The following is a 12,119-nucleotide window of genomic DNA, read 5'->3' on the forward strand; positions in this document are numbered from 1 at the left end:
ATCGCAGCCTTCGGCAGCTCCTACACGGTGGTGCGTACACCCGTAGGAGCTGCCGAAGGCTGCGATCTTTTGATCTTGCTTTTAACCATAAAAAAATGCCCGCATCTTTCGAAGCGGGCATTTTTCATTTCAGCTCAACGCTCAAAAATCATACTTCGCGGTCAGCTGCAGGTTGCGCGGTTCGCCGTAGAACGTGGTGCCGAAGTTGCCGATGCCCGACTGGTACTTCTTGTCGAAGACGTTGTTGGCGTTGACGGTGAAGCTCAGGTGATCGTCGTAGTTGTAGCGGGTCATCAGGTCGACGAGGGTGTAGCCGCCTTGCTTGAGCGAGGTGGCGCCGCCTACGCCGCCGCCCACGTCCGGGCTGTAGCTCTGGCCGTAGAACGCGCTCTGCCAGCTGACGCCGCCGCCGACAGTGACCTGGTTAAACGCACCGGGCAGGCGGTAGGTGGTGAACGTGCGGATCAGGTGTTCCGGCTTGTTGGTGGCCAGCGGGAAACCGTAGATGCGTTGGTGGTCCTTGTCGCGGGTGCGGGCGTAGGTGTAGCCGGCCGATACGTTCCAGTCCGGTGCCAGTTCACCCGCCAGTTCCAGTTCCACCCCGTTGGTGGTGGCGCCGTCGGTGGCTTTGAAAATGCCATCGCCGGTGCTTTCGTTGGTGCCGATCGACTGAGGGAAGTTATCTTGCTCGATGCGGAAGAAGGCCAGGCTGGCGTTGAGTTTTCCTTCGAGGTAAGCGGCTTTCAGCCCGGTCTCGTAGCTGTCGCCTTCAACCGGTGCCAGGGTCGAGCCGTTGATGTCCTTGTTGATCTGCGGCTGGTAGATTTTGGTGTAGCTGCCGTAGACCGAGTAGGTGTCGTTGAGGTCGTAGACCACACCGGCGTAAGGGGTGACAACACCATGTTCCTTGTAGCTGGCGTGGGTGTCTGGCTGAGTGCCGGGAATGTAGGAGTAGTCCTCGTTGTACTTGAAGGTACTGAAACGGCTACCGATGATGAACGACAACTCATCGGTCGGACGCAGGCGCGTGGCGAGGTACAGGCCGTTCTGGCTCTGGGTGCGTTCGTATTTACCGTTCTTCTGGAAGTCCGGTTTTGGCAGGCTGCCGTTCCAGTCATAAATGCTGCCTGGAAGGGCGCTGTCCGAGGGGGTGTCGTAGTTGGCACCGGTCTGACGCGAGTGGGAGGCCATGAAACCGGCCACCAGCTCGTGCTCTCGACCGCCCAGGGAGAACGGCCCGGAGACGTTAACGTCAGCGGTGTTTTGCACCCGATGACCTTCCCAGCGACCCCAGTACAGGAACATGCCCTCGCCAGTGGCGCGGTCAGGTGCGCCACCGCTCGCGGAGGCCAGTTGGGTGTCATGGTCAGTGGTTTTCTGGTCGAAGCTGGCCTTGAATTTCCAGTCATTGGCCAGCGCCTGTTCCAGCGAGGCGAAGTAAGTGATGCTGTCGAAGTCCCGACGGCTCCAGTTCGCGCCCGGATTGAAACTGCGGGAGAAATCAGTACGGCCTCCGTCGGCGAAGTACGCCGTGTTACCGGTCCACGAACTGCCCCGCGGAGTAGCGCTGGACTTGTCGACACCCAGAGTCAGCAGAGTGTCGTCAGTCAGGTCGGCTTCCAGCACGCCGTAGTACAGATCCTTCTTCTGACTGTAGTGATCGATGTACGAGTCTTTATCCTGCAGAGCGCCAACGAAACGCCCACGCACGGTGCCGGAGTCGTTCAACGAGCCGGAGATGTCGCCTTCAGTGCGGTAGTTATCCCAGGAGCCGGCGGTGGCGCTGACCGATGCCTTGAACTCCTTGGTCGGCTTCTTGCGCACCAGATTGACGGTGGCGGACGGGTCGCCGGAACCGGTCATCAGGCCGGTCGCACCCTTGATCACTTCGACGCGATCGAGGCCAGCGGAGTCGTCGCTGTTGTTCGGGTTCTCGCCGTAGACACCGTCGTAGGGCTGGTTAACGCCATCGTATTGAAAGTTGGTGATGGCAAAGCCCCGGGCGGAAAACTCGGTGCGGTCGCTGTCATACTTCTGGGTGGTCACACCGGGGGTGTTGCGCAGCACGTCACCGACGCTCTGCGCACCTCGATCATCCATCTGCTGGCGAGTCACCACGGTCACCGATTGCGGTGTCTCGCGCAGGGTCAGCGGCAGCTTGGTCGCGGTGGTCGTCGCGCCGGTGGTGTAGGAGCCGGTGTCTTCAGTGGTCAGGCCCAGGGCCTGACCGGAAATGGTGGTGGCGCCCAGTTGCAGGCTCGAACCGCCGCCGGAGGTCAGGGTCACAGTGTTGCCGTTGATCTGGAACGAGATGCCGGTGCCCATGAGCAGTTCCGCCAGGGCCTGGGAGGGTTCCAGAGAGCCGGACACTGCGCGGGACTTGATGCCGGCGACCTGATCCGGGCTGTAGAGGATCTGCAGGTTAGTCTGCATGCCCAGCTCGGTCAGGGCGCTGGACAGCGGCTGCACCGGGATACTCACTTTTACAGGTGCAGCATTGGCCATCGAGCTCCCCAGCAAGGTGGCGGTCAGCAGTACGCTGGTGAACAGGCTGCGATGCAGCGTCGGGCGCTGTACGGCCAGCGCGAGAGGTGTGCGGCGGGTGAGAGGTCGCATTACTTACCTGAGCTCCTGAAAAAGTGTTGGGCAGTGTTATTGTTAATAGGAATTATTATTAAGACGGGGCGTCGGGGTAAAACCGGAAAGAAATCGGGAAAATAAAGTGTATGGGGGCGGGCCTATCACGGATCCTGTGGGAGCGGCGGTGCGACGATTCGACTTGCCCGCGAATGCGGTGGACCAGTCAACAACGATGTTGAATGTGATGGCCCCTTCGCGGGCAAGTCGAATCGTCGCACCGCCGCTCCCACAAGTCCGCGCACGGCCATAAAGTCCTGATCAGGCAGGGACTGTTTCAGTGACCACCCGCCCGCTTTCCATCCGCACCAACTGATCCGCCACGTCGAAATACCGATCGTCGTGAGAAATCACGATGATGGTCTTGCCCAGTCGTTTCAGGTCCGGCAGCAGCTCGGTGTAGAAAATCCGGCGGAAGGTCGGGTCCTGGTCGGCGGCCCATTCGTCGAACACCAGCACCGGACGTTCTTCGAGCCAGGCGTTTACCAGCGCCAGGCGTTTGCGCTGCCCGGTGGACAGGTCGGTGGTGGTGAAGCTGCCGTCCTTGACGCTGACCTTGTGCGCGATCTCCAGGCGCTGCAGGTATTTGTTGGCGTCTTCGGGGATCTGCTGGTCGCCCTGGATCACGTCATCGAACAGGTAATAGTCGGCGAAGATCGTGGTGAACAGCTGGCGATAATCGTCGCGGTTCTGCGCATCGATCGCCTCGCCATTGACGCAGATCTCGCCCTGTTGCGGGGTGTACAGGCCCAGCAGCAGCTTGATCAGCGTGGTCTTGCCGCAACCGTTCTCGCCGACAATGAAAGTGATGTCGCCTTGTTTGATCGTCAGGTTCACCGGGCCCAGCTGGAAAGGCGCGGCGCCCTCGGCGGCAGGGAAGGCGAAGCGCACATTGTCCAGCTTCAGTTCGTGCACCGCCTGTTTGATCTGGCCCTGGTCGCTCAGCAGCAGGTGCGGCTCCGGCGTGGAAAACTGCTCGGACAGCTCGGCGATGCGACGGAAGGCAATTTGTGCGCGGCTGACGATCGGCAGCGTGCTGATCAAGTGCTCCAGCGGGCCTTTCATGTACAGCAGCACCAGCACGAAGCCGCTCATCACGGTCTTGTCGGCGCTGGGCCAGAAGGTTTGCAGGGCCAGGGCCAGGCCGATGACCACGAAAAACAGCATCGAGCCGAAGGTCTTGGCGATGACAAAAGTGTTGATCGAGCGCACCTGGGTGTTGCAGATGAATTCGGCTGTGGACTTGATGCCTGCGACGTACATGCGCTGGCGGCGCGGGCGGTGGATGCGCAGTTCCTTGGCGCCTTCGGCGATTGCGTTGTAGTGCTTCTGCAGTTCGTCCTCGGCGTCACGGGCGGCCATAAAACCCTGCACACCTTTGCTCTGGGCGTAGGCCTGGATCGCCGTGCCGATCAGGATCGCGGCGACCATGATCAGAAACATCGGCCACGACAGAATGGCCAGATAGCCCATGCAGCCCAGGGTCACCGTGAGCGAAATGGCCAGGGGCGCGAAGGCGAAGGCGAAGTCGCTGATGGTGTCGACGTCATGGGTGAGTACCGGGATCAGGCGATGGCTGCGGTAGCGCTCGATCTGTTCGATGGGCGCCGACAAGACTTTCTCGCCCAGCTGTTTACGCAGCTTGGCGATGATGTGCTGGCCGACGTAGTTGGTGCCGATGTCTGAGCAGATAGAACTGGCCAGCGCCAGCAGGCACAGGCCGGCGAACAGCGCGACGACGCCCTGGGTCAGGCCGGTCTCCGAGTGCAGGGCGTTGTTGATGGTCGCCAGCAAGACCGTGACGCTCAGTCCGCCGACCATGCCCAGGAAGATCGACGCGGCGACGATCAGCCGAAAGGGTTTCAACAGGGCGAAGAGCTCGCCGATGGCGCCACGGGGAGGCTGAGTCATGGAAGACGGTTCCTTGGGTGGAAAGACAGATACCCAGTAGAACGTCTGGTGGGGGGGGTAATTTAGACGGTGTGGGAGCAAAGCTTGCTCGCGATTACAATCTCAACGACGCCAGAACCCCCTGTAGGAGCTGCCGAAGGCTGCGATCTTTTGATTTTGATTTTAAGAGCAAGATCAAAAGATCGCAGCCTTCGGCAGCTCCTACGGGGGATGTGTAGGGTTAAAGATCGCGGGCTACGCGAAACCCGATCCAGTCCCCACGCTCTTGCGGGTACTGGCTGTTGCGGTTGCCCGAGCGCGAGAACACCGGAGCTTCGCCCCAATCGTTGCCGCGAATGCGCACCGCTTCGCAATTGGCTTCCAGCCAGGCGCTGCCATCGGTGGGGGCGCCGATGTAGTTGGGGTGTTCGCAGTCTTGCACCCATTCATAGACATTGCCGTGCATGTCGAACATGCCAAAGGCATTCGCCGGGTAGCTGCCCACCGGCGAGCTGTAGCTGTAGCCATCCGCCGGGCCGTAGGTGTTGGCGTGCCTGGCGATGCTGTATTGCTTGCCCTCGTCGAACGGGAAGGGAAACGGGCCCTTGCTGCCACCGCGGGCGGCGTATTCGCGCTGGGCTTCGCTGACCATGTGGTATTGCTGCCCGGTCTTCTTCGACAACCAGGCCACGTAGTTCTTCACGTCATCGAAGTTCATGCACACCGCTGGCTGGCGCGGGCTTTGCGGGTAGCGTGGTTTGCTGGCAATGCACTCGCGACCGGGTCGGGTGTCGCCATTGGCGATGGTCACGCCACTTTCGAGTACGTAGCTGTCCCACTCGCCAGCGGTGACCTGGAAGCGGCTCATGGCAAACGGCTTGGCGAATGTCACTGGGTGCATCGGACTCTCATCGGGTTCGCGCCCGACTTCGTCCTCCGGGGTGCCCATGGTGAAGGTGCCGGCGGGTAGTACCACCATTTCCGGGCAGTCGCGGCAGTCTTTGAAGACTTTGCCTGATTGCGGTGGGGTGGCGGCCAGAGTGGTGGTTGGGGCGAGAGCAGCGATGAGCGCGAGTGCCTTGAGTGGCAGGAATTGCAGATTGCTTTTCATGGGGTGTCTCGTCGAAAGAAAAACTGGCGGCATGCACCGTCCCCCCTGTGGGAGCGGGCTTGCTCGCGAAAGCGGTGTGTCAGGCAACATCTACATCGACAGGCACACCGCCTTCGCGAGCAAGCCCGCTCCCACACGGGGTATGTGTCATGCCGAAGGTTGTGCATCAGGCGGTTTTGCTCAACACAGCCATAAACCGGTCTATATCGCTTTCGCTGTTGAGCAGGCCCGGGGCGATGCGGATCACCGGTCCGACATCGCGGTCCACCGAGTCGCACACGACGCGCCTCTCCATAAGCTGCGCGGCGACCTTTTCGCAGTCGCGATCCTTGATCCGGAAGAAGGTGAAACCAGCCGACAGGTCCGGACTCATCGGCGTCACCAGCTCAATCTGCGGATGCTCCAGCAGCCGATTTTTCGCGTAACTGTTCAGCCCGTGAATGCGCGCCTGCACCTCGGCCTTGCCCAGCTCCAGATGCAGCTTGAACGCCTCGTCCAGGGCCCAGCGATGTTCGAAGCTGTGGTACCCACCTGGGGTCATGATGGTCGAGAAGGCGGTGGCTTCGGAGAACGTCGGGATGGTCGGCGTGACGTCCTTGAGCTCGGCGGAGCGGGCGCAGATGATCCCGGTGCCGCGCGGGCCGAACATCCATTTGTGGGTGCCGGCAATAAAGAAGTCGCAGCGCATGTCGGGAAATTCCAGGGCTTCCACGCCAAAACCATGCACCCCATCGACCACATACAGGATGCGGTCCTTGTCCTCGCGCGCGCGGTTTTGCTCTTCTACCAGCTTGCCGATTTCGCCAATGGGCAGTTTCACGCCGCTGCCCGAGTGCACCCAGGTCATGCCCAGCACCCGGGTGTTCGGGCGAATGCCCTGGGCAATCGAGGCCAGCACTTCATCCACCGACACCTCGCGGCTGTCGTCAAACAGCTTGAGTTTGCGGATCTTCACCCCGTCCTTCTGCTGGCGGTAATCCAGGGCGTAGTGGGTCGCGTAGTGCTCGTGCTCGGTGGTGAGGATTTCCTGATCCGGGCGCACGTGAATGCCGCCGTAGATCAGCGACAAGCCTTCAGTGGTGCTGCCGGTGAGAGCGATCTGCTCAGGCTTGGCCTTGAGGTAACGCCCGGCCCACAACCGCACTTCCTGTTCGCGCTTCTCGGTTTCCCCCAGGTCCCAGTCCATGGCACGGCCGGGGTTGCGGTCGAGGTTGGCGCGATGTCGCTCGATCGCCTCGCGCACAGGCCGGGGGTGCGAGGTCACCAGGAAGTTGGCGAAGTGCAGATAGTCCGGGTCCTGATTGAACAGCTGACGCAACTGCGCCCATTTGTCCCTCGGCAGCGGCGCCGGGTTGGCGGCCAGAGCGGGCAGGGTGGCAGCGACACCCAGGGGCAGGCCGGCGGCAAGAATCCCGGCCTGCTTGAGGAATGAACGTCGGTTGGTCATGAGCTCGGTTCGCTTTTGCAAAAGAAAAAATCAGTTGTTCGCCAGCGGTTTCGACGACTGTTGTACCTGGTCCCACACCCGCAGGAAATTACCGCCCCAGAGCTTGGCGATGTCGGCTTCGCTGTAGCCGCGACTGATCAGTTCGGCGGTCACGTTGCGCGCTTCACTGACGTCCTTCCAGCCATCCAGGCCGCCGCCGTCGTTGAAATCGGAGCTGATGCCGACATGGTCGATGCCGATTTTTTTCACCGCATAGTCGATTGCGTCGCCATAGTCCTTGAGCGTGGCCTTGGGTTCTTCATCGACGATCGCGTAGAGCTGGCTGGCATACTCGCCAAAACGCTGCGCGGACCAGACCGTGATGATCGGATCGCCTGGCATCAGGGCCATTTCCAGGCCTTGCAAGGGTTGCAGGTCGAATCGGGCGCGCAGCGCGTTGAGCTTGTCTCGGGTAGCCTGGCTGAGCGGGCGAATGTAGGTCGGGAAGCCGACAATTTGCACCACGCCACCGCTGTGCTTGATCAGCTGCATTTCTTCGTCGCTGAGGTTGCGCGGAATGTCCACCAGCGCCCGGGGCGCCGAGTGCGAGGCGACCATGGGCGTGCGGCTCAGCTTTGCGACCTGCTCAAGGGCCTTGGTCGACATTTGCGACACGTCGATGATCACCCCAAGATCGTTGAGACGATGCACCGCTTGCTGACCGATGTCCGACAGACCGCCGAGGGCGTCGCGCGAATCATTGAAGAACGGCAGCGGCCGCGAGGAATCGGCCCAGGCGTTGTTGCCCACGTAGCTGAAGCCGAACATGCGCATGCCGCGGGCGGCCCATTGGTCTAGGGCGTTCAGATCGTTGCCCAGTGGATAGGCGTTGAGCATGCTGATGAAAATCGCGAACTTGCCTTCGCCGTGCAGGCGCCGAAAGTCGTCTGGGGTGTAGGCGATGGCGACCTGGTTAGGGAAGTCGCGCACCAGGGTAGTGATGATCTTGTAGCGGGTTTCCTGCTCGAACCGTGCCTCGTCGACGAAACCTGCGGTGGGGCGGTGGGGGGCGTTGTCGCCGTTCCAGATTTCCGGCCAGCCGAAGATGGTCAGGGCCGCGCCGGACAGACGTCCGCGTCCGGTCTTGACCAGGTCGAACTGGCCGCTGCCGTCTTTGTCGGCCTCGTTGCCGGCGGTGCCGAAGTCCAGCGGGACAGTGACGTGGCTGTCGAAGGTGAGGATGCGTTCCTGCAGTTCCTCGGCCTGCTTCATCACCTTCACCGGGTAGCCGGAGTTGTCCTTGAACCAGAAATCCCAGGCCGCAAAGCCGACCCCGGCGCTGATAACCAGCGCCAGCGGCAGGCCGATGTAGAGAGCCTTTTTCGAACGTGGTTTTGTCATAGCCATCTCAGTCAGGTTCACCGCCCCGGTGCGGGCGCAGGGGGGTTTGCTATCTGGGTAGAACGAGTGATTGACCCTGGAATTTAGGTTGTCCGCAAAAGATCGCAGCCTTCGGCAGCTCCTACGGGTGTACGCCGTCCCCTGTAGGAGCTGCCGGAGGCTGCGATCTTTTGGGGGCACCATAAATTTCCCGACCCAACAAACGTCCTAGCTTGGATAAAGCCTGCTTCATGGCTGACACAGGTAGGGCAATGACGATTTCTCGACGATGGTTCATGGCAGGCCTGGCGCTGACCGGCGCCGCTGTGCCTGCAGCTTTTTATGGGCATCGCCAATGGACCCGGCCGGATCCGACGATCACCCCCGGCGAAGCGACATTCGACGTGGCAGACGTCGCCGGCCAGCACCTGGCCAACACTCTGCGTGGCGTCTGGCAGATCCGCTTCGAGGGCCGCGATGCCGGTATCGCAGGCTTGCCCCGGGACGGCCTGGAAGTGTTTCTCGACGTCGGCCACAAGGGCCGCGGCCTGACCGGCTTCCTCGACACCGCCGAACGCCTGCGCGCAAGTGAACCTCCGCGTTACCGGGTGCTGGGTGATCTGGCGGATGCCAAACCCGCTGAGCTAACCTGGCGTTTGATCAGCGCCAATGCGGCTCAAGACACCCCGAATTACGAATTCAGCATGTCCCTGGACGAAGTCTGGGCAGGTTTCGGCAATGCCGGCAGCGGCACGCTCAGCGGCCGGGTGTTGAGTCTGGATCGACCCTTGATGATGACCGCTCAGGACCATCGCTTTGTTGCGCTCAAGCGCGTGCTCCCGGAAGCCCGCGAGCGTACCGGTCTGAACCCGACGCTGCTGGCCTGGTTGATCTCTCCCGAGCATCGATTGTTCCACCAGCTCTGGCATGCCTCCCGGGACAAGTGGCATACGCTGCCCCAAGACAAACGCGAAGCCCTGCGCGGCATCGGCTGGCAGCCCGGGCCTCGGGATAAGGAGCGCGATGCCCGAGGCGCGCGCAAGGATCGCAACGGTTCCGGGGTGGATTTTTTCTTCATGCACCGACACATGCTCGGCACGGCGCGTTCGATGCAGGACCTGCCGTCCTGGCCGCACTTCCCGTTGCCGCAACCGGAGCTGGCCCGTGATCGGGTCGCCTTCGCCCGTTATTTCGATAATCATGACGGCACCGCGTTGCCGCCGACCTGGCTGGCCGACGACGATGCGGAGTACTCGCAGTGGGTCGCTGACATCAAGACCGCCGAGACCTACCACAGCAATTTCCAGGTGTGGGAGTCGCGCTATCGCGACCCGCGTTACCTGTCGAAGCTGACGCTGGGGCAGTTCGGTTCCGAGGTGGAACTGGGGTTGCACGACTGGCTGCACATGCGCTGGGCCTCGGTGCCGCGTGACCCTTCCAACGGCCAGCCGGTGCCGTTCGCCCGGGATCCCTCAGACTTTTCGGCGCGCTGGTTTGCTGCGGAAAACGATTTTCTCGGTGATCCGTTTTCCTCGCACGTGAGCCCGGTGTTCTGGCACTTTCACGGCTGGATCGATGATCGCCTGGAAGACTGGTTTCGCGCCCACGAGCGTTTTCATCCGGGGCAGGTGAGTCGCCTGGAGGTCAATGGCGTGGAGTGGTTTGCACCGGGGCGATGGGTTGAGGTGGATGATCCGTGGCTGGGGCCGGGGACTCATGGTTGCAGTACCACGCCGGGGTTGCAGGCGGGCAAGTCGGTGGAGATGGACCCTGAAACCATGAAGCTGGCGTTGCGGATCACCTTTGGCGAGGATGAACAGAAGCTGGCGGATTTGTTCCGCAAGGTGCCGCAGCGGCCCTGGTATGCGCGGCATTTGAGGGCTAAACAGAGTCAGGCTTGAAGACCGAGTTATCGTTCATCGCGGGCAAGCCCGGCTCCCACAGGTAATGTGTTGTGCCGCATGACTGGGCCGCACCCCTTTAACCTGTGGGAGCAAGGCTTGCCCGCGATGACTTTCTGGCAGGCGACACTTATGTCGACTGGGCCGGCCTCATCGCGAGCAGGCTCACTCCTACAGGTTTTGTTTGGTGCCTCAATCATGTGGCATCCATGAAACCTGTGGGAGCCGGGCTTGCCCGCGATGACTTTCTGGCAGGCGACACTTATGTTTGCTTGGCCGGCCTCATCGCGAGCAGGCTCACTCCTACATTGGCTTTGTGAACCCGGACCACTGTAGGAGTGAGCCTGCTCGCGATGGCGTCCTGAGCGACGCCGCCAATCACAGCGCCCGCCACCCCCCACCCAACGCCTTGTACAACGCAATACTCGCCTGCAACCGCGCCAGCCGCAGCTGCACATTCAAATCCTGCGCCGCATACAGCGTGCGCTGGGTCTCCAGCACCGTCAGCAAATCCTCCGCCCCTGCCTCATAGCGATTCTGCGCAATGTCGAATGCGGTCTGCGCCTGATTCAATTCTTCCCCTTGCCACTGCCGCTGCTGATCCAGCCCGCGAATGCTGTTCAGCGCTTTTTCCACGTCGGCAAAACCATTGATGATTGCCCCGCGGTACGTCTCCAGCAGTTCTTCCTGGCGGGCCGTGGCCTTGTCGCGTTCGGCACCCAGGCGGCCATTGTTGAACACCGGTGCGAGCAATCCGGCACTGAGGTTGTAGAACGGGTTGCGCAGAATATCCGCCGCGCGGTCGGCGCCGGAACCCAGTTCGGCACTGAGGGTGACCTTGGGCAGCATGGCCGCTCGGGCCACTGTGACGTCGGCTTGTGCAGCGGCCAGTTGCGCCTCCGCCCGGGCAATGTCCGGCCGACGGGTGAGCAGTTCGCTGGGCACGCCGGCCGCGATGGTCGGCCATGACAGCTGGGCAAAACGCTCCTGACCCAGCGACAGCTGTTGCACCGGCCGGCCGAGCAGAGCGGCGAGGCTGATCTGCGCCTCTTGCGCCTGCTGCTGCACCAACGGCAGCTGACGCTGCTGCGCGGCCACCAGGCTCTTCTGCTGAGCCAGCTCCAGGGCCGTCGCCGAGCCCGAGTCATACCGGGTCTGGACCAGGTTCAGCACGTTTTGCGCATTGGCCAGGTTCAACTCGGCAATGCGCTGTTGTTCCTGCAAAGACAAGGTTTGCGCGTATCCGTTGGCGACGCCGCTGAGCAGGGTCAACTCCACCGTCGCCTGATCGAACTCGCTGGCCTGCAGCGCGAACTGCGCACTGTCCCGAGACGCGCGCTGGCCGCCCCAGAAATCGATCTCGTAGCTGGCGCTGAGGTTAGCGTTGAAGTAATCCACCGCCTTGTTGCTGCTGTCAGCATCGAGCTGGCTGTAGCCATTGCCCCGCAGGAGTTTCTGCCGGTTGGCATTCAGGCCGGCCTTGATCTCCGGCAATTGCGAGCCGCCAGCCACGATCGTCTCGGCCTGGGCCTGACGCACCCGGGCCATCGCTGCGGCGAGGTCGAAACTGCCGAGCCTGGCCTGCTCGACTAAACGGTCCAGCTCACGGCTGCCGAACTGCGACCACCACTGCACATTGCTGCGGCTGGCGCCTTCGCTGTGCGGTGATTGCCAGGCGGCCGGCGGCTGCAGGCCGCTGTCCGGTCGCTGAGCGGGACTGCCACAGGCGCCGAGCAACAGGCAGAGCGTCAACAGACTGAGTTGCGGCTTCATA

General features: G+C 62.0%; 7 protein-coding genes. 1 reads left to right on the forward strand and 6 read right to left on the reverse strand.

Annotated elements, in window-relative coordinates:
- Positions 1–141: 141 nt before the first annotated feature.
- The 5 genes from ACYZTK_RS23615 to pvdM all read right to left on the reverse strand — a co-directional run bounded on the left by ACYZTK_RS23615 (position 142) and on the right by pvdM (position 8,465).
- Positions 142–2,616, reverse strand: a complete 2,475-nt coding sequence (locus ACYZTK_RS23615; protein ID WP_462012024.1) for a TonB-dependent siderophore receptor — start codon at positions 2,614–2,616, stop codon at positions 142–144.
- Between the two features lie 282 nt (positions 2,617–2,898).
- Positions 2,899–4,548, reverse strand: coding sequence for a cyclic peptide export ABC transporter (locus ACYZTK_RS23620; protein ID WP_462012025.1), 1,650 nt, complete (start codon positions 4,546–4,548; stop codon positions 2,899–2,901).
- A 220-nt stretch (positions 4,549–4,768) separates the two neighbouring features.
- Positions 4,769–5,638: a dihydropyoverdine dehydrogenase gene (gene pvdO / locus ACYZTK_RS23625; protein ID WP_462012026.1), complete on the reverse strand. Its 870-nt coding sequence runs from the start codon at positions 5,636–5,638 to the stop codon at positions 4,769–4,771.
- Positions 5,639–5,804: 166 nt separating this feature from the next.
- A complete protein-coding gene (gene pvdN / locus ACYZTK_RS23630) occupies positions 5,805–7,085 on the reverse strand; it encodes a pyoverdine-tailoring periplasmic protein PvdN (RefSeq protein WP_462012027.1) in 1,281 nt (426 codons plus the stop codon).
- A 30-nt stretch (positions 7,086–7,115) separates the two neighbouring features.
- Entirely contained in the window at positions 7,116–8,465 is a 1,350-nt protein-coding gene (pvdM, locus tag ACYZTK_RS23635; RefSeq protein ID WP_462012028.1) for a pyoverdine-tailoring dipeptidase-like protein PvdM, read from the reverse strand.
- A 251-nt stretch (positions 8,466–8,716) separates the two neighbouring features.
- On the opposite strand from pvdM, the gene pvdP reads away from it, so the two are divergent.
- The gene (pvdP, locus tag ACYZTK_RS23640) at positions 8,717–10,345 is read left to right on the forward strand and encodes a pyoverdine maturation tyrosinase PvdP (protein ID WP_462012029.1); all 1,629 of its coding nucleotides are present in this window, start codon (positions 8,717–8,719) and stop codon (positions 10,343–10,345) included.
- Positions 10,346–10,723: 378 nt separating this feature from the next.
- On the opposite strand, the gene ACYZTK_RS23645 is transcribed toward pvdP, so the two are convergent.
- Positions 10,724–12,118, reverse strand: a complete 1,395-nt coding sequence (locus tag ACYZTK_RS23645; protein WP_462012030.1) for an efflux transporter outer membrane subunit — start codon at positions 12,116–12,118, stop codon at positions 10,724–10,726.
- Position 12,119: the final 1 nt, after the last annotated feature.

Source organism: Pseudomonas sp. LB3P31, assembly GCF_054897945.1.